This is a genomic window from Micromonospora echinofusca (assembly GCF_017614955.1).
Taxonomy (GTDB): Bacteria; Actinomycetota; Actinomycetes; order Mycobacteriales; family Micromonosporaceae; genus Micromonospora; species Micromonospora echinofusca_A.
On sequence record NZ_WVUH01000087.1, the window covers coordinates 1 to 22,548 of the forward strand.

Sequence of the window (22,548 nt, forward strand, 5' to 3'; positions counted from 1 at the left end):
GGCGATCACCTTCGGGTGGGCCGGCGGCAGGGCCGGAGGCAGGCAGGGACAGTGGGCCCGGGAACAGGCGGGGGTGACAGAAGGAGAAAGGCGGTCAGCGGTACGTCGCGTGGCGCGGATGGGGCCGGTGGTCGCAGGGACGGTAGCCCGGCCGGGCCCGGTAGGGGCCCCGTCCGGTTCCGGCCAGACCGGCCCGGAACAGGCCGTACGTCACCCGACGGAGTGCAGCGGTCGCCAGTTCGTCGCGCAGTGCACCGGTACGCAGTAGCGCGTCGGGGCCGAGGAGATCCTCGACGGCGGCCAGGGCCCCGGCGGTGTCCCCGTGGTGCAGCCGGGCCCGGATGTCGGCGAGTTGCTCCGGATGGCGGTGCGCCTCGTCGATCGCCCGCAGACAGGGCAACGGGGTACCGGTCAACGCGGCGAGCAGTTCCTCGCGGCGGATCTCCGCCGGGTCGTGGTCCAGGGCGACCAGCACCCCGGCCACCAGACCGATCCGGTGCCGGGCGCCCCGGCACTCGACCGGGCGCTGGTGGGTGACAGCGTCCGCGACCGGTGGGTCACCGGCCGGTGGCCGGTCCGGTACGAGCGCCGACGCGACGAGCGGGTGCAGCCGGTCGACGTCGATCAGCCCCGCCCGCAGCAGGGCCAGGTCGGGTGGTACCCAGGTCGCCGCGTCGGGGAGCACCGGCAGTCCGCTCGCGCGTCCACCGGGTGCCGCCGTCGTGATCCGGACCCCGGGGACCGGGTCGGTGTCGCCGTCCACCGTCAGGTCCAGGGTCAGCCAACACCTGGTAGCGAGCCGTACGGTGACCGCACCCCCGGTCCGGCCGTGCTGCCGGAGCAGGAGATCCGCTTCGGCGGCCCACCGGTCCACGGCGTAGCCCTGATCCCGCAGTACGTCCACTGTGGGCTGGCCGTCGACCGGCGGTGGTGCCGGCGTACCGGCGGACGGTGGGGACACTGCGCCGACGGACGGCCGGTCCGCGCCGGAACGGGTCCGCAGCTCGTCGGTCCGGCGCACGTCCCACAGGTGGCGGTGCAGGTCGAGGCGGAACCGGCGGTGCGGGCGGGGATGGGGATGCGCCCCGGTATGGGACCGCGACCCGTCCCACAGGGCGAGGCTGATCCGCTGACCGGCGTCCGCCCAGGCCGGCGGGGTCCGGAGCACCAGGTGCAGTGGACCGTCCCGGTAGTGGGCCAGCGGGATGGTCAGGCCCGGCCGGAGCAGACCTTCCGGGGCGATTCTCGGCAGGTGCCAGCGGAGCAGGTCCGGGGCCAGGTGGCGGAGGTCGTCACGGATCCGGCCGGCGAGGTCCGTCCCGTGGGTACGGGCCAACCGGCGCAGGTCCAGATCGACATCGACGCGGGCGGCGGCACAGGCGCCGGCCCAGTCGCCGACGGCACGGCGGGCCGTCGCGGTGCTGATCATCGAAGGCGGCACGGCGAACTCGCGCACCTGCCGCCACAGGGAGAGACGGGGATTCCCGTCCACGGTCAGGGGGTGCATCAGCACTCACCTTGCGTGGAACGGACCCCCAATCTACGGAAGGAGGTAGTCATCGCGGGCAGCATAGCGCCTCCCGTACGGGTGGGACAGCCCGTACCGGGCAGCGGCGACAACCGGCTGGACACGGTTGATCTTCGGTGACAGGATCCGCCCCGTGTCGCACCCCGTACCCCCGGCCGGCAAGGGCCCCGATCCCGTCCAGTGGCGACCGGAGGTACCCCTGGTGCCTGCGGTACTCGCCCCGGTGTTCGCGCTGTCCGGTGTGACGGCCCTGGTCGGCGCACAGGTCCTGCCGTGGGTGAGCGTACGGACCGGGGGCATGTTCCCAGGGCTCGCGCCCGCAACGGTGGGGGTCTGGTACCTCCACGACCTGTCCGGGGCCGCCATCCCGCTCCACGTCGGATGGGCGGGACTCGTCGGGCTGATCGTCGCCGCCTGGGCCAGGCCGTCCTGGCGTCGGTACGCGTTCCGTGCCGCCGTCGGGCTCTCGTTGGTGCTGGTCTTCCTGATCTGTGACCTGGGGCAGGCCGCCATCGAGGACGGCGGGTACGACCGGGGTGCCTATCCGGACGCGTCCCTACAGGCCGGGGCCCTGCTCGGCATGTTCGGCACCGCCGTGCTCGTCCTCTCGGTCGCGGCGCTGGCCCGATCCACCGGACACCGGCAGGTGGCCGTACCGCCACCGCCGGACGTCCCCGGTCAGGCGCCACCGGCACCGCCCACCGTCCCGGTGCCGACGCCGCAGACCGCAGCGCCGCCGGCACCGACGCCGCAGACCGCAGCGACACCAGGGGCCGCAGCGCCGCCACCAGCACGAGAGACCGCCGCACCGCCGGCGGCCGGCGGTGCGGGCTGGTCCGCCCGGCCCGTCTGGGTACCGTGGTGGCGCCGCCGGGGTCCACGGACGGCAGCGATCGCGGGAGCGGTGGTGACGGCGGTGCTGCTGGCGACGACGGTCTGGATGGTCGCCCACCGACCGGCCCCACCACCGTGGCGGACCGCCACCCTGGACGAACTGATCATCGAGCCGACCGGGGTCGGCGCACCGGTCACCCCGCCGGACATCGCCGAGCAGCTCGACCTGCGCGACGTCGACGCCGCTTCGGTGCTGTTCGGCCTCACCGGTGTCCGGCAGTCCGTCGGCAGGGGCTGGACCGAGTCCGACGGCACGTTCGTGACGACGATGCTGCTACGCTTCGGCTCCCCGGAGAGCGCCGAGTGGTTCGCCACCACCTGCCGGCAGCACCTGCTCCGGCAGGTCGGGCAGAGTGGCGCCGCCGACCTGCCGGACCTGGGCGGTGCGAGCGCCTTCACCAGCACCACCGCCGGAGCCGGCGGGGTGGCCCGGGTACGGATCGTCGCCCACCGGGGGGATGTCGTCGTCCTCGTCACCGAGACCGCCTCGACGGCTGTTTCCGCAGGCCACGCCCACCGCTACGCGCGGGACCAGTACCACCGGCTGTGATTCGGGCCGGCGCCCGGCACGGCTGGTCTGGTACGGTACGCCGCTGCTGGCCCGAGCCCGGCACACCGGCACGGACCGGCGGGGGACGGACGGTGCGGACGGCCGGGAGGTGTACATGACGGACCTGCACTTCCGGATCCTGGGTCCACCGCAGATCGTCCTGGACGGACACCCCGTGCCGGTCGGCGGCCCGAAACAGCAGGCCCTGCTGGTGCTGTTCCTGCTGCGGCCGAACCGCTTCGTCGCCGCCGACTGGCTGGCCGACGCGCTGTGGGACGGCCGGCCACCGGCCGGTGCGCAGACGACCCTGCGGACGTACGTGGCCGGGCTGCGGCGGGCGGTGGAACCGCACCGGTCCCCCCGCGCCCCGAGCCGGATCCTGCGTAACTACCCCGGCGGGTACGAGCTGCGGGTCGATCCCGACGCCATCGACGCGGTCCGGTTTAGCCGGCTCGTGGCGCGGGCGGCAGCGGCTCTGGCGGCCGGTGACGTCAACGCGGCGGAACAGGACTACCAGGCGGCGCTGGCGTTGTGGGGCGGTGACCCGCTCGCCGGCGCCGCCGAGCTGGGCGCGGTCCGCCCGGAGGTGACCCGGTTGGTGGAGCTGCGCCTCGACGCCGAGGAGGGACGGTTCGCCGCCGTCGTGGCCGCCGGCCGGCAGGCCACGGTACTGGCCGAGCTACGCCGGTTCGTGACGGCGTACCCGCTGCGGGAACGGGCCCGGGCGCAACTGATGCTGGCGCTGTACCGGTCCGGCCGGCAGACGGAGGCGCTGACGGTCTTCACGGAGGGCCGCCGGTTGCTCGCCGACGGGTACGGGCTCGATCCGGGCGACGAGGTACGCGCCGCGCACCGGCTCATCCTCACCGGGGCGGTACCCGCCGATCCCCCGGTCACGCCGACGACGCCGGTCGTCGCCCTGACCGGGGCGGCGGATCGGCTGGTCGGCCGGCAGGCGGAGCTGACCCTGCTGACGGAGACCCTGGACGCGGCGATCCGGCACGGTGGACGGGTCGCCACGATCGTGGGCGAGCCGGGCATCGGCAAGACCAGTCTCGCCACCGCCGTCAGCGGTCGGGCCACCGCCGCCGGTGTCCCCGTCGTGTGGGGCCGGTGCCCGGACATCGGCCAGGCCCCGCCGTTCTGGCTGTGGCGCCAGGTGGTCCGGGAACTGGCGGCGATGCCGCAGGCCGGTGCCGCCGGCTCGGCACCCCGGCTGGACGGTTTCGCCGCCGGACCGCTGGCCGGGCTGACCGGTACGCCCGAACCCGACCCGACAGCCCGGTTCCAGGCGTACGAGGCGGTCGCCGCGCTGGTGCGTACGGTGGCCCGGCCCCGTGGCCTGCTCGTCGTCCTGGACGACCTGCACGCGGCCGACCCGGATTCGCTGCTGCTGCTCCGGTTCCTCGCCCCGGTGCTGTCCGGTACCCGCGCCCTGGTCGTCGTCGCCCTGCGCCCCTACGACCACGACCCGACCCTGGTGGCGACCGTCGCCGCCCTCGCCCGGGGCACCGGCCACCTCCCGCTGCGGCTGGCCGGACTGGACCCGTCGGCGGTGACCGACCTGATCGCGGAACACACCGGTACGTCGCCCGCCGAGCAGGTCGTGACACGGCTGGCGGCCCGGACCGGCGGGAACCCGTTCTTCCTCACCGAACTGCTCCGCTGGCGGGCCGACCCGTCGGGCGCGGACCTGCCACCCAGTATCCGGGACACCGTCCGGCTGCGCCTGCACGGGTTGTCCCAACCGGCCCGGTACTGTCTCGACCTGCTCGGCGTCGCCGGCCGTGACCTCGACGTGCAGATCATGGCGACCGCGCTGGACCTGCCGGCCCCGGCGGTCGCCGACGCCCTCGCCACCGCCCACACGGCCGCGCTGGTGACCGAGGCCGGACCGGGTGGGGTGCGGTTCCGGCACCCGCTGCTGGCCGAGGTCGTCTACGCCGAACTGCCACCACCGCGACGGGCGGTGGCGCACGCCCGCCTGGCCCGGGCGTACGAGGCGGCCGGGACGGTCACCCCGGCCGACCTGGCCTACCACTACGGCCGGGCGGTGGGGCTCGGTCACGACGACGACCACCTGCGGTGGTCGCTGGCCGCGGCGGACGACGCGACCCGGCGACTGGCCTACGAGGACGCCCTCGGCCACCTCGACCGCGCCACCCGGCGGATGGCGGTCCGGTCAGCCGGCGCACCGGAGGCGGCCCGGACCGAACTGGCCGCACAGCTGCACCGGGCGTCACTGCTGCACATGACGGTCGGCATCGGCAGCGAGGCGGCCGGGCAGGTCTGCGCCCGGGCCCGGGAACTGCTGCCGCTGGTGGGTCCGGACACGGACATCCGGCCGGCGCTGTGGGCACTGGGTGAGCTGGCGGCCAACCGGGCCGACTTCGCCATCTGCACCGACCTGGCGCACCGGCTCCTCGCCGCCGGGGACGACGGCACGAACCTGATCACGGCGGCCGGGGAGTACCTGCTGGGCACGGTGGGCTACTTCACCGGCCGGCTCGCCGAGGCCGACCGTCGGCTCACCACGGCGGTCGACCTGCTGCGGACCGTCGACCTGCGACTGCTCGGCCGGCAGGTCGGTCGACGCCCGGTGCTGGCCGCCTACAACTTCCGGGCCCTGGTCCGGTCGCTGCGGGGCGACGCCACCGCCGCAGCGGACCTCACCGACGCCGCCACCCTGGCCCACGAACTGGACGATCCGTACGGGCGGGCCAACGCGGCACTGTTCGCCGGTTGGCGCGGGTTGCAGGAACACGACGCCGACGCGGTCCGGATCGCGGCCCGCCGCTGCGGACGCATCGGCGCGGCGAGCGGGCTCCCGCACTTCGTCACCACCGGCACGTTCCTGCGGGAGTGGGCTGCCGCCCGCGCGGGCGACCACGACCGGCTCCCGGCGATGCGGGCCGCCGGGCAGGCCATCTACCAGCTCGGGCTGCGCGCCACCCGGACCGTCACCCTCAGCGCGATGGCCGAGGCGTACCTGTCGGCCGGTGATCCGGTCACCGCGGCGGAGCTGGCCGCCGAAGGGCTGGCCATCGCGGACGAGTTGGGCGAGCGGGTGCTCACCGCCGAGTTGTACCGGATCCGCGGCCTCGCCTGCGGTGACCCGGTGGCGCTGCGCACCGGTGCCCGGATCGCCGCCGCCCAGGGTGCCCGGCTGCTGCTGGCCCGGTTCCCGGCCGACGCCGGTCGGTGACCGCCGGCTCCTCGGCCGCCACGCCGTCTGCCGTGACCGGTGACGGTCGACCTCCACACCGTCTCCACAGGACCTCCACACGCCCCTGGTGTCGTGGCCGGGTAGTGGAGCGCACGGCCCCCGGCCGACGCGTCCGAGGAGCCGGCACCGAGAGGACCACCTGTGATGCGCGCAGCCCACCAGCCCGAGCCCGCGCCGCCCCGCGAGGTCGACGTCGCCGTCGTCGGCTGCGGTCCGGTCGGCGCGTTGACCGCGAACCTGCTCGGTGCGCGGGGTGTCCGCACCCTCGTGGTCGAACGGAGCGCGGCGCCGCACGGCCAGCCCCGGGCGTTCTCCTGCGACGACGAGGCGTTGCGGATCTACCAGCAGGCCGACCTGCTCGACCAGGTGAGCCGGGGGATGCACGCGCCGACGGTCGCGGAGTACGTCAACCGCCGGGGCCGGTTGCTCGCCCGGATCGCGCTGTCGGAGGTCGACTTCGGGTTCGGTCACGCCCCGCTGCACTTCTTCGACCAGCCCCGGCTCGAACAGACCCTCCGGGCCGGGCTGGCCCGGTTCGACCGGGTCCACCTGCGGCTCGGCACCGAGCTGGTGAACCTGCACCAGGACCCGGACGGGGTGGACCTGCTGCTGCGGGACGTGGCGACCGGGCAGGTGCACCCGGTACGCGCCCGGTACGTGCTCGGCTGCGACGGTGCCCGCAGCACCACCCGGTCGCTGATCGGCACCCGGTCGGCGGGGGCCAGCTACCCGGAACCGTGGCTGGCCGTCTCCGGTGAGGTGCCGGCCCACGCCGTGCGGGTCGACCGCACCACGTTCGTCTGCGACTGGCGGCGACCGGCGTTCGTGTCACCGGGGGCGGGCGACAGCTACCGCCTGGAGTTCATGCTCCGCGCCGGGGAGTCCGACGCCGACATGCAACGACCGGAGACCATCGCCGCGCTGGTCGAACCGTACGTCGACCCGGCCCACCTCACCGTCACCCGGGCGACGGTCTACACGTTCCACCACGTGGTCGCGCAACGGTGGCGGCAGGGGCGGGTGTTCCTGCTCGGCGACGCCGCCCACCAGATGCCACCGTTCCTCGGGCAGGGCCTGTGCAGCGGCCTGCGGGACGCGGCGAACCTCACCTGGAAACTGGCCATGGTGCTGGCCGGCACCGCCGACCCGGCGGTGCTCGACACGTACGAGACCGAACGTCGGCCGCACACCGTGGCGATGGCCGGTACGAGCGTCCGGCTCGGCCGGATCTTCCTGGCCCGCAGCCGGACCGCCGCCTGGCTCCGGGACACCGCCCTGCGGGCCGTGCAGACGGTGCCCCGGGTCCGCCGGTTCGTCCGGCACTTCGAGTTCAAACCGGTGCCGGCGTACCGGCAGGGTCTGCTCTCCGGCGGGCGGCGGGCCGGGGCCGTCGGCACGATGTTCCCCCAGCCCCGGGTCGTCACCGTCGGTACGGACACCCCGCACCTGCTCGACGGCGCGCTCGGTACCGGCTTCACGGTGCTCGGCACCGGGGTGCCGGCGGCGGCGCTGTCCTCGCCGGCCTGGCAGGGCCTGCCGGTGCGGTTCGTCGGTGTCCACCCGGCCGGTACCCGGGTCGGGAGTCTGCCCCCGACCCGGGGGAACGGGCACGTCGACGTCGTCGACGTCGACGGGGTGATCACCGCCTGGCTGCGGCGGCACCGGATCGACCGGGTGGTGCTGCGGCCGGACCGGTTCGTGTTCGCCGCCGGGGCCGCGCAGACGACGGACCGCCTGGCCCGGGATCTCGCCGCCGCCCTGCGGGGCGACCAGCCGTGAGGACCCGGAGCCGTCCGGCGGTGGCGTGCCGGGCCGGGCCGGTGCCGACGGTGGCGCGGGCCGGGCCGGGCCGGCGTCAGGCGGCGGAGTGGGCGTACCGGGTGGCGCGTTCGGCCAGCCACAGCCACCGGCGTTGCACCTCGCCGCCGGTGGCGGCGACCATGCCCAGCGCGTCCGCCGTCACCGCGGACAGCGCCGTGGCCGGCGCCGACGGGTCGTCCAGCAGGGCCGCGCCGGCCCGGAACGCCTCGGCCTCGGCCGTGCCGCCGAACCGGGGGGCCACCTCGTCACGCCAGAAGTCGGCCCAGGACAGCTCCGGGTTCCAGGCGAACCGGGCGTACGCCAGGTAGCTGATCTCGTTGGTCGGGTGGTACGCCGCCGCCTCGGCGAAGATGGTCAGCCCGCGCATCCCCGCGCTCCCGCTGCGGGTGGCCATGTCCGCGTACATCTCGGGCACCCAGGAGTGCCGCTGCCGGTTCCACTGCGAGCCGGCGTGGGTCCGCAGCACGTTCGTGGTGTGCGGGAGCGCCCCGACGTGCCCGGCGGTGAGCCGGTCCCGGTTGTCGTACCAGAAGCCCCGGTTGACGCAGTACTGGTAGGCCACGTCGTCGGGCAGGTCGGCGAGGGGTTTCTGCGCGTCCAGGTCGAAGATGTTGTCCCAGTACACCTCGACCAGGTGGCGCAGCGGCACGCCCGCCGGTCCGGTCCGCCGGGCGGTCTCCAGCAGCGTCGGGTACACCGACCGCATCGCCTCGTACGACCAGGAGGTGCGTTCCCCACCCGTGCGGGCGGCGCAGCGGGCGCAGGCGCAGCTGCCGTAGTCGCCGGTCTCGAAGTTGATCCCGCCGACGGGCAGGGTGTCCAGCAGCCAGTCGATGGCGTCCCGGTGCCAGGCCAGGTTGTCCGGCTGGGAGGGGCAGGCGGCCATCATGTACTCGCTGGCCGGGAAGTGCAGGTCACCGAACTCGTCGATGTCGAAGCCGACCTTCTGCGGCAGTTCGGCGGCCAGGTCGGGGCGGCTGCGCAGCCAGGTGGCGAGGTTGTAACGGTGCCGGCCGTCGAAGTAGATGCCGCCGTAGGCGTTGACGCCGATGCCGGCGATGATCCGCACGCCGCGCGCGTTGGCGTACTCGCACAGCTCCCGGGCCGCCTCGACGCCGCCGTGGGCGTCCCGCAGCAGCCCGTAGACCACGATGCCGCCGATCCGTTCCCGGCTGCAGAAGTCGACCAGTCGCCGGTAGTCGGCGCCGAACGCGTCGGCGGACTTGGCGTACGGGTTGAGCGCGCCGATCTCCTGCTGGCCGAGCTGGCGCAGGTCCCAGTTGGTGGAGTGGTCCCAGGTCCACAGGGTACGCAGCGGCAGGCCGGGTGCCCCGGTGCGGACCCCCACCGGCAGGCCGGCGGGGGTGGCCAGGTCGCGCAGTTCCCGGGCGGCGTACACCAGGCCGGCGAACGGGTCACCGGTGAGCCGGATCTCGCCCTGCTCGGGGACCTCGATGCGGTACCCGCCCTCGGGCAGCGCCGGGTCGACGTCGAGGCCGACGGGTACCCCGTCGGGCGTCTCGCCCCAGGCGTCGGCGAGCAGGTGCGCGGCGTACGGCGCGGACGCGGCGCCCCGGAGCCGGATTCCGGTGAGCTGGCGGTACGGCGACATCATGTCCTCCCGAGGGTTGGCGGAACGGCGGCCAGGTAGTCGACCACCTCGATGGCCGTCCACACCCCGTGCCGCCAGTAGGGATCCTGTTCACAGTGGACGCGGGCGGCGCCGGCGTCGGCGGCCCGCAGGACGAGGACGGAGGCGGTGAGGTCGGCGCGGGCCCCGGCCAGCAGGGCCACGCCGGTGCGCAGCAACTCCTCGACGTGGGTCAGGTGGGCCTGCCGGTGGGGCCCGCGCCGGTCGGCGGCGTCGGCGGCGAAGGTCGCGGTCACCAGGTACGTCGGCTCGAACCTCACGCGCCACCGCCGATCGCCTCGAACAACCGCTGCATCGCCACCCGGTACACCGTCTGCGGCCGGCCCGCGCCGGTGCTGACGTGTACGCCGATCTCCTCGGCGTAGCCGGCGGCGCGCAGCGAGTTGAGCAGCCGGCGCGCCGAGCGGGCCTCCACCCCGTACGCGTCGGCCAGGCCCCGCGCGGTGACCTCGTTGGGGTCCATCTGGTGCAGGGCCTCCAGCAGCCGGCGGGTGGACAGCGGGCCGAGGCGTAGCTGCTCGGAGATCCGCAGGACCCCGGGGGCGGTTTCCCGGAGCCGCTGTTTGACCGGGCTCTGCCGGCTGGAGTAGATCTCCCCGTCGGGGAAGACCACGTGGGTGTCGCCGCTGCCCCGGCCCAGGGCCAGCGCCTTGCGGGCGTTGTCCTCGGCGGCGGCGATGGTGGTGCCGGCGCCGAAACCGACGGTGTGTTCGCCGTCCACGCCGCGCAGGGTGAGCAGGGAGGCGTGCCCGGCCCGGTGCCGGGCGACGGCGCTCTCCACCGCGCCCCGGGTGGTGGTGATGACCAGGATCCGGTCGTTGATCGTGCTGAGCCGTCCCCGCATCCGTTCGGCGTGTTCCAGCAGCGCCTCCCGCAGCCGCAACCGGTGCCGCTCCACCTGGTACGGGTCGGTGCCCTGGCTGGCCGGCTCGGCCAGCTCGATCATCATCACCGCGATCTGGGTGGCCCGGGACTGCCGGATCTCGGCGGCGAGCCAGGCCCGGCGCAGGGCGTCGCGGACCGAGGCCCGGGTGTGTTCGACGCGCCAGACCGGCACACCGCTGTCCCGCAGGTCCCGGTGGACCGCGCCGAGGCAGGTCAGGCAGGCTTCGACGGCGCCGGAGGCGTACCGCTCCCGGTGGTAGGCGGTGATCTCGTCGAGCCCGGCGAAGAGCAGCCCGGAGGAGTCCGCGATGGGCAGGATCTCGGTCGGCGGGGTCAGGTCGATGTCGTGGTAGGTCTCCCGGATGACGTCGGCCTCGATGGTGTCCACGCTGACCGTGGGCAGCCGCCCGCCGGTGGTCAGCAGCATGCGGGACAGGGTGCGGTAGAGGTCGATGCCGGCGTGCGGCATGTAGTCGATCTCGGCGCGCAGCCCGCCCGCAGCGGACACGAAGGCGTACGGGATGCGCCCGGTGAACAGCAGCACCTGGCACAGCTCGTCGAGTTCCCGGGCCAGCTCGGGAGCCTGTTCGGGGCTGGTGTAGGTGCGCACGGTGAGGTCCGCCGCGCGTCCCTCCCCCGCCGCGACCTCCTGCACGAGCCGGATCGAGTCCTCCGGGCCGATGATGCCGATCACCTTGGTGCCTCCACGTCGTCGCCGCCTCGGGTGGGCTGCTCAGCCGGTGTGGACGGTGCCGACGACACCGTCGCTGACCGGTGCGGCCAGCAGGACCAGTGCGGAGGCCACGTCCTCCGGACGGCCCAGCGCGGCTGCGATCTCCGCGACCCGGTCGGCGGCGGTCCCGTTGGCCCGCGCCTCGTCCAGCGACCGCCGCATCAGCGGCGTGTCGATGTCGCCGGGGCAGAGCGTGTGTACGCGGATGCCCCGGGGACGTAGCTGTCGGTCCAGCGTCAGCGCCAGGCCGTGCAGTCCTCCCTTACTCGCGCCGTAGGGTACCGAGCCGGATCCGGTCAGCACGCCCGCCTTCGATCCGACCAGCACCAGCACACCCGCTCCGGGGGTGAGGTGCCGGGTGGCGTGCTTGGCGACCAGGAACGGGCCGGTCAGGTTGACGGCGATCACCTGGGCCCACAGGTCGGCGTCGACGTCCCGGACGTCGCGTCCCTGCCCGCGCATGATCCCGGCGACGTGCAGCACCGCGTCGATCCCGCCCAGGTCGGTGGCGGCGGCGTCGAGGGCGGCGGCGACCTGGGCTTCGACGGTCACGTCGACCCGGTGGGCGCAGGCGGGCGCCCCCTCGGCGCGGGCCCCGGCGGCGGCCCGGGCCGCGCCGTCGCCGTCGGCGTCCAGGACGGCGACCGCGGCGCCGGCCCGGGCGGCGGCCCGGACGGTCGCCAGCCCGATCCCGGAGGCGCCACCGACGACGACCACCCGTCGGCCGGCCAGCAGACCGGCCGACGGGACGTCGCCGGTCACCGACCGACCGTCCGGCGCACCGCCGCCACCACGTCGGCTGCCTCGGGTACCACCGCGGCCTGCAACGTCGGGGCGGCCGGCATCGGTACGTCCGGCGCGGCCACCCGGGCGACCGGGGCGCGCAGGTCGGCGAAGCACTCGGTGGCGGCCCGGGCGGCGATCTCCGCGCCGAATCCGCCGGTCAGGTTGGCCTCGTGGGCGACGACCAGCCGGCCGGTACGGGCCACCGAGGCGGCGACGGTGTCGAAGTCCAGCGGGTTGAGCCAGCGCAGGTCGACGACCTCGGCCGAGATGCCCTCCTCGGCGAGTCGACCGGCGGCGTCGAGGGCTGCGGAGACCATCCGCGACCAGGCCACGACGGTCACGTCGGTGCCGGGGCGGACCACGCGGGCGCCGCCGACCGGTTCGACCGGGGCGTCGGTGCGTACCGGGCCACGGGTGGGGTAGAGCATCCGCGCCTCGGCGATCACCACCGGGTCGTCGCTGGCCACCGCGCTGCGCAGCATCTGGTACGCGTCGTCGGGGGTCGCCGGCAGCCCGACCCGCAGGCCGGGGGTGTGCGCGAAGTACGCCTCGGGCGAGTGGGAGTGCTGGGCGCAGGCACCGGGCGAGTAGCCCTGCTGCATCCGGACCACCAGCGGGGCCCGCCACCGGCCGTTGCTGGCGTACCGGATGGTGGAGATCTGGTTGACGAACTGGTCCATCGCCACGAACGAGAAGTCGGCGTACATGATCTCGGCGATCGGTCGCAGACCGGTCATCGCCGCCCCGAGGGCCATGCCGAGGAATCCGCTCTCCGAGATCGGGGTGTCGAAGATGCGGGTGGAGCCGAACCGCTTGTGCAGTCCCTTGGTGGCGCCGAACGGTCCGCCGGGCAGGGCGACGTCCTCACCGAAGTAGACGGTGTCCTCCCGGGTGTCCAGGGCCCAGGTGAGCGCGGCGTTGACGGCCTGGATGTAGCGCAGGGACTCAGACATAGACGTGCTCCTTGACGGTCGCCGGGTCCGGGAAGGGCAGCGCGCGGGCGGCGGTGACGGCGGCCTCGACCTCGGCGGCCACCTCGGCGTCGATGGCGTCGAGCTGCGCGGCGAGGGCGGGGTCGGCGGCCCGGCGGATCCGGACCAGCGGCTCGCGCTCGCGGGCGGCGGCGATCTCCCCCGCCGGCCGGTAGTGCTGCGCGTCGCCGCTGTAGTGGCCGACCAGCCGTTCGGTCATCGCCTCCACGATGGACGGGCCGGAGCCCTCGCGGGCCCGGGCGACGGCCTCCCCGACCGCCTCGGCGACCGCGTCGGGGTCGTTGCCGTCGACGACCCGCCCGGGGACGCCGTACCCGGGGGCCCGTTCGGTGAGCTGGCGGACCCGCACCATGTCCTCGATCCGGGACATCTCGGAGTAGACGTTGTTCTCCACGACCAGCACCAGGGGCAGGTCGAGCACGGCGGCGAGGTTGAGTGCCTCGTGGACGTTGCCCTGGTTCATCGCGCCGTCGCCGATGCTGACCAGGGAGACAGCGCCGCTGCCGGTGCGCTGGGCGGTCAACGCGGCTCCGGCGGCGACCGGTACGCCGGCACCCACGATGGAGTTCTCACCGACGAACCAGCGACCCGGGTCGGACAGGTACGGCGAGGCGGCGCGACCACCGCAGAGGGCGGAGTCGCGGCCCATCATCTCGGCGAACAGCCCGGTCAGGTCCACGCCCCGGGCGAGCGCCCAGCCGTGGCCCCGGTACGTGGCGGTCACGTGGTCGCCGTCGCGCAGCGTACGGCAGGCGCCGACCGGGATCGCCTCCTGACCGTTGCACAGGTGGATCGAACCCGGGATCTCACCGTCGTCCTTCAGGGCGGTCAACCGCTCCTCGAACCGGCGGATCCGGGCCATGAGCCGATAGTCGTCCGGCAGCCCCATCACACCCCCACTGGTAGTTAGAGCCTTATTCCGGCTCGTTCGACAGGAAGCCTAGACCAGCGGTGGAGTGCTATGGAAGAGTGCGATAGCAAGTTTCTGGCCGTTATTAGTCTCTAATTTGGGGGCAGGTATGGAGATCACCGCCGTCGAGTCGGTGGTGCGGGGCGACGCGCACTTCGTCCAGGTGCACACGTCGGACGGACTGGTCGGCGTCGGCCAGTCCGCCTGCTGGGGCTACCCCACGGCGGTGCACGCCGTGGTCGAGGCGTTCCGCCCCCACCTGCTCGGCGCCGACCCGGCCCGGATCGAGCACCACTGGCACCACCTCTACCGGATGGGCCCGTTCCGGGGCTCGGTGCTCACCGCCGCCGTCTCCGCCGTGGACATCGCCCTGTGGGACCTGCTCGGCAAGCGCCTCGGGGTGCCGGTCTGGCAACTGCTGGGCGGTCGGGTCCGGGAGCGGATCCGGCTGCACCTGCTGCTGCCCGGTACCGGCGCGGAGACCCTGGCGGCGCAGGCCGCCGCCGCCGTCGCCGACGGGTTCACGGCGGTCAAGTTCGACCCGCTGCCGGCCGACTACGCGGACCTGTCGCTGGCCCGGCTGGTCACCGCCACCGAGGCCACCACCGCCGCGGTCCGGGACACCGTGGGCCCGGACGTGGACCTGCTCGTCGAACTGCACCGCAAGCTCACCCCGTTGCAGGCCGAGTCGGTCGTCCCGGCCCTGGCCCGGCACCTGCCGCTGCTGGTCGAGGACCCGATCCAGATCGACAGCGTGAGCAGCCAGGCCGGCGTCGTCCGCCGGGCGCTCGGCGTACCGATGGCCAACGGGGAACGCCTGCACACCATCTGGGAGTTCAAGGAGCTGCTCGCCCAGGGCGGCGCCCAGTACGTCCGCCCGGACCTGGGACTGGCCGGCGGGATCAGCCACGCCCGCAAGATCGCCGCGCTGGCCGAGGCGCACCACGCCGCCGTGGTCAGCCACAACTGCCTCGGCCCGCTGCTGACCATGGCCGCGGTGCACCTGGACACGGCCATCCCCAACTTCGTGGTACAGGAGTACTCCCCCCTGGACGACCAGCTCGCCGACGGCCCGGCCCGGGCCTGCGTGCGGCGGGAGGGCGGCTTCCTGCCGGTACCCGAGGAACCCGGCCTGGGGGTCACCCTGGACCTCACCGACGACCGGCCGCTGGACCTGACCGGACGGCCGCTGGCCCGGATCCCGCTGCGGGCGGACGGTTCGGTCGCCTACGCGGTCTGAGCGGACGCCCCGGTGGCCCGGCGGGATCCCCCGCCGGGCCACGGTCGTACCGGCCGGCACCGTCAGTCCCCGGGCGCCCGGCCCGGGTGGTGGAAGACCGGGTACGCCCACAGCGGCTCGCCCTCGGCGTCGGCGATCTCGGCGAACAGGTGCGCCAGCGACCCGGTCCAGCGGGCCTGCACGGCCGACGCCCCGGTCACCGCACGGGCGTGCGGGAAACCGGCCCGGGTCCGCAGTACACAGATCAGCAGCAGCCCGTGCCGGTAGATGTGGTAGTCGTAGATGCCCGCCTCGTCGAGCAGCGCCGACAGTTCCGGCCAGACCTCGGCGTGCCGCCGCTCGTACTCGGCCGCCGCGCCGGGACGCAGCCGGTACAGGTGACACACCTGCACCCCCGGACCGGCAGCCCCGGGCCCCACCGCGCCGGGGTCGGTACCCCCGACCGGGGTGCTCACTTGCCGGACCCGGCGAGCGCGCCGGAGACGAGCTGCCGCTGGAACACCAGGTAGATGACCAGTACCGGCAGCAGGGCGACGATCAGCCCGGCGCTGACCAGCGGCACCGACACGTCGTACTGGCCACTGAGCAGGGAGACCCCGACCATCAGGGTCTTGCTGTCCGAGCCGCCCATGATCACCAGCGGCAGCAGCAGGTCGTTCCACATCCAGACGAAGTTGAAGATGGCCAGCGCCGCCAGGGCCGGGGTGGCGATCGGGGCCAGCAGCCGGAACAGGATGGTGAAGTGGCCGGCGCCGTCGACCCGGGCCGCCTCGATCAGCTCGTCCGGTACCTGCTGGAAGTAGCCGGCCAGCTGGTAGGTGCCCAGCGGCAGGCCGAACGCCGCGTACGCCAGGATCAGCCCCTGGTACTCGCCGGACATGCCCAGGTCCAGCACCGTCTGGTACAACGGGTAGATGATGGCCTGGCTGGGGATGGTCAGCGTGACGATGATCAGCAGGAAGACCAGCTTCCCGCCCCGGAACCGCAGCTTGGTCACCGCGTACGCGACCAGCAGCGCCGCCAGCACCGACAGCACCAGCCCACCCACGGTGGTGATCAGGGAGTTCAGCAGCAGCCGGGGCATGTCCATCCGGCGGAACGCCTCGAGGTAGTTGTCCAGGGTGATGCCGGCGGGCAGGCCCAGCGGGTCCTCGGCGAACCCGGCCTGCGTCTTGAGCGAGCTGACCACCGTGAACAGCAGCGGATAGACCGCCGCGACCGCGACGACGACCAACGCGAAGGTCAACAGGTAGCGCCCGAGCCGGGCGGCGGTACGCCGGTTCATCGCGGTTTCCGGGTCCCCTCTGTGAACATGTGCCGCACGCTGAAGATCGACAGCACGGCGACGAAGACGAACAGGGCGATACCGATGGCCGAGCCGTACCCCCGGTCCAGGAACTGGAAGGTGGTCAGGAAGACCAGGTACTCGGGCAGCATGGTGGCGTCCCCCGGGCCGCCCTGGGTCAGCGCGTAGATCAGCGGGAACAGCCAGATCAGCACGCCCGAGGCGCACAGCACGCTCCAGTAGGCGACGGTCGGCCGCAGCATCGGCACGACCACGTGGAACAGCCGCCGCCAGAAGCCCGCCCCGTCGAGGTACGCCGCCTCCAGGGTCTCCCCGGGGATGGTGGCCAGCCCGGCGAGGTAGGTCATCACGCCCAGCCCGAAGAAGCTCCAGAGCGCGACCGCCACCAGCGAGAACAGCGCACTGTACCGGCCGTTGAGCCACTCGATCGCCAACGGTTCCAGGCCGACCCGGCGCAGCAGCGCGTTGATCGGCCCGTCCGGGGCGAGGATCTGCCGGAACATGATGCCGACGACGATCGGCGCGACGGTGTACGGGATGAAGTAGACGGCCCGGAAGAACTTCCAGCCGGGAGCCTGCTGGTGGATCAGCACCGCCAGCACCAGGGGCAGCACCACCCAGACCGGCAGGGTGGCCACCACCAGCAGGGCGTTGCGGAAGCTGGACCGGACCACCGGGTCGTCGAACATCCGGACGTAGTTGTCGGCGCCGGCGAACGAGGTGCCGTCGAACCCGCTGGACGATTCGAGGCTGGTCGCCACACCCCGGCCCAGCGGCACCAGCTTGAACGCGACGGCCAGGGCGAGCGCCGGCAGTACCAGGGCGGCACCCAGCCACCACTCCCGCAGCCGCGCGTGCCGGGCCGGCCGGCGCACGGGCTCGGGTGGGCGGTCCGCGACCACCGGCTCCGGTACCGGGGTGGTGGAGATCGTCATCGGGGTCCTCTCCGGGGCTGGCCGGGTGGGGCGGCGGACCGCCCCACCCGGTGGGCGACTACTTGCTCTGCTTCTTCGTCGGGCTGCGCTCCAGCGCCTGCTGCATCTGGTCGGCCCACTTGTCGACGGTGAGCTGACCGAGCGCCACCTGCTGCCAGCCCCGGGCCAGGGCGTCGGCCTCCGGACCGGAGAGCATCACCCCGGCGTGCAGGGTCGGCTGCGCCACCAGTTCCTGGATCTTCTGGAAGGCCGGCGAGGAGGGCAGCAGTGCCTTGTCGACGTTCTTGTTCAGCGGCTGGCCCTTGGCGTGCTTGACCCACAGCTCACCGTTCTCCTTGCCGGCGAGCCAGCTGATGAAGGTCAGGCCGGCCTCCTTCTTCTCGCTCCACTGGGTCACCCCGTAGACCGCGCCCTCGATACCGGAGAACTTCTGCGCCAGCGGGGCACCCGGGTTCACCGCCGGCCAGCGGGTCACCCCGAGCTTGTCGTCGCCGAGGGCCTTGCCGAACGCCTCCCAGTTCACCGCGTCGGAGATGATCGTCCCGGCGAAGGCGGCGTCACCGCGCTGGAAGATGTCCGCACCGTCGGGCAGCATGGTGATCGACGGGGCGTTCTTGTTGGTCCACCCCTTGGTGCTGATCTCGGCGAGCTTGCCCAGCACCGAGACCAGCTTCGGGTCCTTCCAGGACAGCGTGCCGGCCAGCAGCCCCCGGATGTCGTCCTCGGTCAGGTAGCTGCGGGCGATCTCGGGGAAGTCCCAGTAGGCCGGGAAGACCCCGGACAGGCCGAGCGCCAGGCAGGTCTTCCCGGACTTCTTCACCGCGTCGCAGGCCGCACCGAACTCCTCCCAGGTGGTCGGGGGCCGCTCCGGGTCGAGCCCGGCGGCGGTCAGTACCGCCTTGTTGTAGTAGAGGACGTTGCCCTGGTAGGAGAAGGGCACGCCGTAGCAGGGCTTGCTGGTGTCGAAGCCCTCGCAGGCGCCGCTGTAGGTGACCAGGTCCTTGTTGATCTCCGCCGCCCGCGCACCCAACGGCACGTACGCGCTGCGCCGGTCGAACAGTTCCAGTCCGGCGTTGTTCGCCATCACGTCCGGGCCGGACTGCGAGGTGATGTACGGGCCCTGCACCTCGGGGTACTTGTCGAACGGCACGGACTGGAGTTCCAGCTTGATGTCCGGGTGGCCGGCCTCGAAGCTGGTCTTGACCTGCTTCCAGTACTCGGCGCCACCCGGCTCCCAGGTCAGCACCTTCAGGGTGACCGGGCCGTCGGTGGTGTTGTCGTCACCTCCGCAGCCGGTCAGCAGCGCGGCGGCGGCGACACCGGCGGCGAAGAGGCCGGCCAGTCTACGTCGGTTCATCGGTTGAAGCTCCTGTCAGCGAGGGGGGAATCAGGTGAGGCGGCGTACCGCGCCGTCGGCGGTGGCGCTGTCGGCCATGGCGGCGGCCACCCGGACCACGTGCAGTCCGTCGGCCAGCGGGACGACCGGGGACGACTCGGTACCGTCCACCAGGCGGAGGAAGTGCCGGAGTTCGGCGGCGAGCGCACCGCCGCCGTCGGCCGGCGAGAGCAGCCAGTCCGGCGCCTCGGTCCGCCCGGCCTGGACGAGCACGGTGGGATGGCCGAGGTCGACGTGGCCGACACCGTCGGTGCCGTACACCTCGACCAGGTCGGAGGTGTGGTTGGGGGTGTCGTCGGGCAGCAGGTAGCTGTTGCGGATCGACGACACGACGCCGTTGGCGTGCCGAAGCTCCGCCCACACCAGGACCGGGTTCACCGATCCCGGTCGGGTCCGGGCCGCCGCGCGTACCTCCACGACCGGCGACCCGGCGTACCAGAGCGCCAGGTCGATGTCGTGCACCGCGGTCAGCAGGGCGGGGTGTTCGTCGGGGAAGAGCCGGGTCAGGGTGCGGGGCCGGTCCCGTCGCGAGGAGACCGCCAGTACCTGTCCCAGCTGGCCGGCGCGGACCGCGTCGTACAGCGCCCGGTGGGCGGGGCTGTGCCGCAGGATGTGTCCGGGTACGCAGAGCACCCCGTGCTGTTCGGCGGCGGCCACGATGGCGGTGGCGTCGGCGACGGTCGCGGCCAACGGCTTCTCCACCAGGACGGGGATCCCGGCGGCGAGCAGGGCGAGGGCGACCGGCCGGTGCGCGGGCCCGGGTACGCACACCGAGGCGGCGTCCGGTGGGGCGGTGGCGAGCAGGTCGGCGACGGTGTCGACGGTGTGCGGCACGCCGTAGCGGGCGGCGACCCGGTCCCGGGTGGCCGCGTCGGGGTCGACCAGCGCGTCGACCCGCACCCCCAGGGAGCGGTACGCGGCGACGTGCCGGACACCGAACGCGCCGGTCCCGATCACCGCCACCCGTGGTCCGGTGCTCATGCGTCCACCGCCCCGGCCGGTACCGGACCGGTCTCCGCTGGGGTCGGGTCGTGCGCCGGGTCGGCGGTCAGCGCGCCGTCGAGCACCGCCCGGGTGAGCCGTTCCAGGGCGGCCACCCCGGCGGGGAGGCACCGTTCGTCGACGTCGAACGCGCCGGAGTGCAGCGACGCCCCGCCCCGGTCCCCGACGACGCCCAGCTTGACGTAGAGGCTCGGTCCGAGCGCACCGAGCAGCGCGAAGTCGTCCGTGGTCAGCGGCGGTACCGGCAGGTCGACCACGTCGACCAGACCGGGCAGCGCGGTGTGCGCGAGGGCCACCAGTTCCGGGGCGTTGCGGACCGCCGGCATCTCGTTGGCCCAGGTGAACCGGACCCCCAGGTCGAGGGCGGCGGCCTGCTGGCGGATGACCCGTTCGATGACCGTCTTGAGCCGTTCCCGGACGGCGGGGTCGAGGGTCCGCAGCGTGCCGGTCGCCTCGGCGTGGTCGGCGACCTGGCTCTGACTGGCTCCGCCGGAGATGGTGCCGATGTTGAACGCGACCAGTTCCTGGGGGTTGCGGGCGCGGGCGACGGCGGCGTGCAGGGTGGTGACGATCGCGGTCAGGCCGAGGATGGCGTCGCGGCCCAGGGCCGGGGTCGCGGCGTGCGCGGCGCGGCCGAGCAGCTCGACGCGGAAGGCGTCCTTGGCGGCCATCGCGGTGGCCCGGTCGATGCCCAGCGCGCCGGCCGGCAGTTCGGGCCAGCAGTGCAGGCCGAGTACCGCGTCGAACCGTCGGTCGCGGAGGGCGTCGTCGGCCAGCACCGCAGCGGCACCGGAGTCGGCACCGAACGGGATCTCCTCCGCCGGCTGGAACAGCACGGCCACCGAACCCCGGGCCGGTGGGTCGGCGGCGATCCGGGCGGCGACGCCGTACGCGACGGTCATGTGCACGTCGTGCCCGCAGGCGTGGCAGACGCCCGGAGTGCGGGACGCGTACGGCTCCTGCTTGGCGTCCTGAACGGGATAGGCGTCCATATCGGCCCGAAGAAGCACTGCGGGCCCGGGAGCCGCTCCATCGATCTCCAGGAGCAGACCGGTACCGGCAATTCCGGTCCGGATCCGGCCGAGCGGACCAAGCAGCCCGGCGAGGACGGCAGCCGTCCGCTTCTCGGTGAACCGCAGCTCGGGGTGCTGATGAAGCTGGCGTCGCAACCGCACCAGCTCGTCAACGTCGTCGCCTGCCAGCGTCACGCGGTTCACCCCTTGCTCGCGCCGTTTAATCCGGACCTAATTGAGACAAGAACCTAAGCCAGGGGTCCCGCCACGTCAATGGCCAGGCAGATGTGAGTTAGGGTCCGACCATGCGACGCGCCGACGCCCACCTGCACCTGTTCGCCGACGGTTACCCCGGCCGGTATGGCCACTCCCCCGCCGGAGGCGACGAACTCGCCGTCTACCAGGGGATACGCCGCGCTCACGGGATCAGCCGGGCGCTGGTGGTCGGCTACGAAGGGGAAGCGCGGTTCACCGGGAACAACGCCCACATCGCCCGCCTCGCCGCGACCCACGACTGGATCGCACCGGTCGCCTACGTCCCGCCAGATGGGACAGGGGTCGACCTGGAGGAGTACTGGGCGGCCGGTTTCGTCGGCATCGCCGGGTACCTGCCGGACCCGGCGGCGGCCGACGACTTCGCGGCTTGGACGACCCGGGTGGCCCCGGCACTGAACCGGGTCGCGGCCGTGGTCAGCCTGAACGCCAGCCCTGCCGCGTCGGCACGGCTCGGCCCGGCCCTGGCCGGGCTGGACGGCTGCACGGTGCTGTTCAGCCACCTCGGGCTACCCGGGGCACAGCCCGGCACACCGGACCGGGAGACGGCCGCCGCGATCCTCGCACCGCTGACCGACCTGGCGCGGCTACCCCACGTCGGGGTCAAGATCTCCGGGCTGTACGCGGTCAGCGTCCCCTCGTCCGACTTCCCGCACCCGGCCGCCCGGCCCTTCGTCGACCTCCTGCTGGCCCGCTTCGGCACCCGGCGGCTGTACTGGGGGTCCGACTACGCTCCCGCGCTCGACCACGTGTCGTTCGCGCAGACCCTGCACCCGGTCGGCCTCGACGGACTCGCCCCGGACGAACGCATCGACATCCTCGGCGGCAACCTTCTGCGGGCCCTGGACCGACGGTAGCGGCCGGCACCGCCGGGAAGGCGGTGGCAGCGCCGGCACCGCCCGGGGAGGGCAGCGGCCGGCACCGCCCGGGGGGTCAGGAGGAGCGGACCGGCACCCGTGCCGCGACCGGCCGGCCGAGCAGCCGGCGCACCGCGAGGTATCCCTCGCAGCCGAGGCAGACGCCGAAGGCCGCGTTGAGGAACGCCGCGGCGAGCGCCGCGCCGGTCGCGGCCAGGAACAGCGCCGGCACACCGGCGAGCTGACCGGTCACCGCGACCACGGTGAAGACCAGCCCGACGAGCTGCGCGAACCGGACCGGGGCGGCCGGTTCCCGCTCGGCGGGCGGGCCGAGCCGGGGCGCGACGAGGACACGGTGGAGCAGGCCGTACGGGCCGAGCCGGGGGTACGCCGCCGTGCCGGCGAAGACCGCCGCCTGGGCGACCAGCAGCGCAACCGAGCCGGTGATCAGCGCGACGGCGAGGACGACGGTGGTGACGGCCGCGGCGAACCGGGGCGCGCGGGGGTCGAGCAGCATGACAGGTTCCGTTCAGGGGGTACCGGCCGGATC

General features: G+C 73.8%; 19 protein-coding genes. 5 read left to right on the top strand and 14 right to left on the bottom strand.

The window, feature by feature from the left end; genetic code table 11:
* Nucleotides 1-94: 94 nt before the first annotated feature.
* Complete coding sequence (locus tag GSF22_RS12610; protein WP_208813731.1) at nt 95-1,507, bottom strand: hypothetical protein; 1,413 nt, start codon at nt 1,505-1,507, stop codon at nt 95-97.
* A 154-nt stretch (nt 1,508-1,661) separates the two neighbouring features.
* Between GSF22_RS12610 and GSF22_RS12615 the strand changes: the two genes are divergently transcribed.
* From GSF22_RS12615 to GSF22_RS12625, 3 genes are all read left to right on the top strand, one after another.
* The gene (locus GSF22_RS12615) at nt 1,662-2,972 is read left to right on the top strand and encodes a hypothetical protein (protein ID WP_208813732.1); all 1,311 of its coding nucleotides are present in this window, start codon (nt 1,662-1,664) and stop codon (nt 2,970-2,972) included.
* 115 nt (nt 2,973-3,087) lie between these two features.
* Nucleotides 3,088-6,177, top strand: coding sequence for a BTAD domain-containing putative transcriptional regulator (locus GSF22_RS12620; protein WP_244367277.1), 3,090 nt, complete (start codon nt 3,088-3,090; stop codon nt 6,175-6,177).
* 165 nt (nt 6,178-6,342) lie between these two features.
* Nucleotides 6,343-7,977: a bifunctional 3-(3-hydroxy-phenyl)propionate/3-hydroxycinnamic acid hydroxylase gene (locus GSF22_RS12625; protein ID WP_208813733.1), complete on the top strand. Its 1,635-nt coding sequence runs from the start codon at nt 6,343-6,345 to the stop codon at nt 7,975-7,977.
* 76 nt (nt 7,978-8,053) lie between these two features.
* Here GSF22_RS12625 and GSF22_RS12630 read toward each other — a convergent pair whose 3' ends face one another.
* The 6 genes from GSF22_RS12630 to GSF22_RS12655 are packed head-to-tail and all read right to left on the bottom strand — an operon-like array spanning nt 8,054 to nt 13,955.
* The gene (locus GSF22_RS12630) at nt 8,054-9,631 is read right to left on the bottom strand and encodes a hypothetical protein (protein ID WP_208813734.1); all 1,578 of its coding nucleotides are present in this window, start codon (nt 9,629-9,631) and stop codon (nt 8,054-8,056) included.
* Nucleotides 9,631-9,930: a YciI family protein gene (locus GSF22_RS12635; protein ID WP_208813735.1), complete on the bottom strand. Its 300-nt coding sequence runs from the start codon at nt 9,928-9,930 to the stop codon at nt 9,631-9,633. The genes GSF22_RS12630 and GSF22_RS12635 overlap by 1 nt, the downstream gene beginning before the upstream one ends.
* The gene (locus GSF22_RS12640) at nt 9,927-11,249 is read right to left on the bottom strand and encodes a hypothetical protein (RefSeq protein WP_208813736.1); all 1,323 of its coding nucleotides are present in this window, start codon (nt 11,247-11,249) and stop codon (nt 9,927-9,929) included. Before GSF22_RS12640 ends, GSF22_RS12635 begins: the two co-directional genes overlap by 4 nt.
* Nucleotides 11,250-11,288: 39 nt before the next feature.
* Complete coding sequence (locus GSF22_RS12645; protein ID WP_208813737.1) at nt 11,289-12,050, bottom strand: SDR family NAD(P)-dependent oxidoreductase; 762 nt, start codon at nt 12,048-12,050, stop codon at nt 11,289-11,291.
* Entirely contained in the window at nt 12,047-13,027 is a 981-nt protein-coding gene (locus GSF22_RS12650; protein ID WP_208813738.1) for an alpha-ketoacid dehydrogenase subunit beta, read from the bottom strand. Before GSF22_RS12650 ends, GSF22_RS12645 begins: the two co-directional genes overlap by 4 nt.
* A complete protein-coding gene (locus tag GSF22_RS12655; RefSeq protein ID WP_208813749.1) occupies nt 13,020-13,955 on the bottom strand; it encodes a thiamine pyrophosphate-dependent dehydrogenase E1 component subunit alpha in 936 nt (311 codons plus the stop codon). The genes GSF22_RS12650 and GSF22_RS12655 overlap by 8 nt, the downstream gene beginning before the upstream one ends.
* A gap of 130 nt (nt 13,956-14,085) precedes the next feature.
* On the opposite strand from GSF22_RS12655, the gene GSF22_RS12660 reads away from it, so the two are divergent.
* The gene (locus GSF22_RS12660; RefSeq protein ID WP_208813739.1) at nt 14,086-15,216 is read left to right on the top strand and encodes a mandelate racemase/muconate lactonizing enzyme family protein; all 1,131 of its coding nucleotides are present in this window, start codon (nt 14,086-14,088) and stop codon (nt 15,214-15,216) included.
* A 62-nt stretch (nt 15,217-15,278) separates the two neighbouring features.
* Here GSF22_RS12660 and GSF22_RS12665 read toward each other — a convergent pair whose 3' ends face one another.
* From GSF22_RS12665 to GSF22_RS12690, 6 genes are read right to left on the bottom strand one after another with little or no spacing between them, the layout of a single operon-like run.
* The gene (locus GSF22_RS12665; protein ID WP_208813740.1) at nt 15,279-15,671 is read right to left on the bottom strand and encodes an L-rhamnose mutarotase; all 393 of its coding nucleotides are present in this window, start codon (nt 15,669-15,671) and stop codon (nt 15,279-15,281) included.
* Nucleotides 15,668-16,501 carry a carbohydrate ABC transporter permease gene (locus GSF22_RS12670; protein ID WP_208813741.1) on the bottom strand — a complete coding sequence of 278 codons (834 nt, stop codon included), beginning with the start codon at nt 16,499-16,501 and terminating at the stop codon, nt 15,668-15,670. The genes GSF22_RS12665 and GSF22_RS12670 overlap by 4 nt, the downstream gene beginning before the upstream one ends.
* Complete coding sequence (locus tag GSF22_RS12675; RefSeq protein WP_208813742.1) at nt 16,498-17,457, bottom strand: carbohydrate ABC transporter permease; 960 nt, start codon at nt 17,455-17,457, stop codon at nt 16,498-16,500. Before GSF22_RS12675 ends, GSF22_RS12670 begins: the two co-directional genes overlap by 4 nt.
* Nucleotides 17,458-17,515: 58 nt before the next feature.
* Entirely contained in the window at nt 17,516-18,814 is a 1,299-nt protein-coding gene (locus tag GSF22_RS12680) for an ABC transporter substrate-binding protein (protein ID WP_208813743.1), read from the bottom strand.
* 30 nt (nt 18,815-18,844) lie between these two features.
* Nucleotides 18,845-19,834 carry a Gfo/Idh/MocA family protein gene (locus GSF22_RS12685; RefSeq protein ID WP_208813744.1) on the bottom strand — a complete coding sequence of 330 codons (990 nt, stop codon included), beginning with the start codon at nt 19,832-19,834 and terminating at the stop codon, nt 18,845-18,847.
* Nucleotides 19,831-21,063, bottom strand: coding sequence for a M20 metallopeptidase family protein (locus tag GSF22_RS12690; protein ID WP_208813745.1), 1,233 nt, complete (start codon nt 21,061-21,063; stop codon nt 19,831-19,833). Before GSF22_RS12690 ends, GSF22_RS12685 begins: the two co-directional genes overlap by 4 nt.
* A gap of 110 nt (nt 21,064-21,173) precedes the next feature.
* Here GSF22_RS12690 and GSF22_RS12695 point away from each other — a divergent pair, with 110 nt between their 5' ends.
* Complete coding sequence (locus GSF22_RS12695; RefSeq protein WP_208813746.1) at nt 21,174-21,998, top strand: amidohydrolase family protein; 825 nt, start codon at nt 21,174-21,176, stop codon at nt 21,996-21,998.
* A gap of 76 nt (nt 21,999-22,074) precedes the next feature.
* On the opposite strand, the gene GSF22_RS12700 is transcribed toward GSF22_RS12695, so the two are convergent.
* Nucleotides 22,075-22,515, bottom strand: coding sequence for a DUF4395 domain-containing protein (locus tag GSF22_RS12700; RefSeq protein ID WP_208813747.1), 441 nt, complete (start codon nt 22,513-22,515; stop codon nt 22,075-22,077).
* Between the last annotated feature and the right edge of the window lie 33 nt (nt 22,516-22,548).

Excerpts from the sequence above, each read along its gene's own strand:
- GSF22_RS12610 (WP_208813731.1), bottom strand. The coding sequence starts at position 1,507 with ATGCACCCCCTGACCGTGGACGGGAATCCCCGTCTCTCCCTGTGGCGG.
- GSF22_RS12620 (WP_244367277.1), top strand. The coding sequence starts at position 3,088 with ATGACGGACCTGCACTTCCGGATCCTGGGTCCACCGCAGATCGTCCTG.
- GSF22_RS12625 (WP_208813733.1), top strand. The coding sequence starts at position 6,343 with ATGCGCGCAGCCCACCAGCCCGAGCCCGCGCCGCCCCGCGAGGTCGAC.
- GSF22_RS12630 (WP_208813734.1), bottom strand. The coding sequence starts at position 9,631 with ATGTCGCCGTACCGCCAGCTCACCGGAATCCGGCTCCGGGGCGCCGCG.
- GSF22_RS12650 (WP_208813738.1), bottom strand. The coding sequence starts at position 13,027 with ATGTCTGAGTCCCTGCGCTACATCCAGGCCGTCAACGCCGCGCTCACC.
- GSF22_RS12655 (WP_208813749.1), bottom strand. The coding sequence starts at position 13,955 with ATGGGGCTGCCGGACGACTATCGGCTCATGGCCCGGATCCGCCGGTTC.
- GSF22_RS12660 (WP_208813739.1), top strand. The coding sequence starts at position 14,086 with ATGGAGATCACCGCCGTCGAGTCGGTGGTGCGGGGCGACGCGCACTTC.
- GSF22_RS12670 (WP_208813741.1), bottom strand. The coding sequence starts at position 16,501 with ATGAACCGGCGTACCGCCGCCCGGCTCGGGCGCTACCTGTTGACCTTC.
- GSF22_RS12675 (WP_208813742.1), bottom strand. The coding sequence starts at position 17,457 with ATGACGATCTCCACCACCCCGGTACCGGAGCCGGTGGTCGCGGACCGC.
- GSF22_RS12680 (WP_208813743.1), bottom strand. The coding sequence starts at position 18,814 with ATGAACCGACGTAGACTGGCCGGCCTCTTCGCCGCCGGTGTCGCCGCC.
- GSF22_RS12685 (WP_208813744.1), bottom strand. The coding sequence starts at position 19,834 with ATGAGCACCGGACCACGGGTGGCGGTGATCGGGACCGGCGCGTTCGGT.
- GSF22_RS12695 (WP_208813746.1), top strand. The coding sequence starts at position 21,174 with ATGCGACGCGCCGACGCCCACCTGCACCTGTTCGCCGACGGTTACCCC.
- GSF22_RS12700 (WP_208813747.1), bottom strand. The coding sequence starts at position 22,515 with ATGCTGCTCGACCCCCGCGCGCCCCGGTTCGCCGCGGCCGTCACCACC.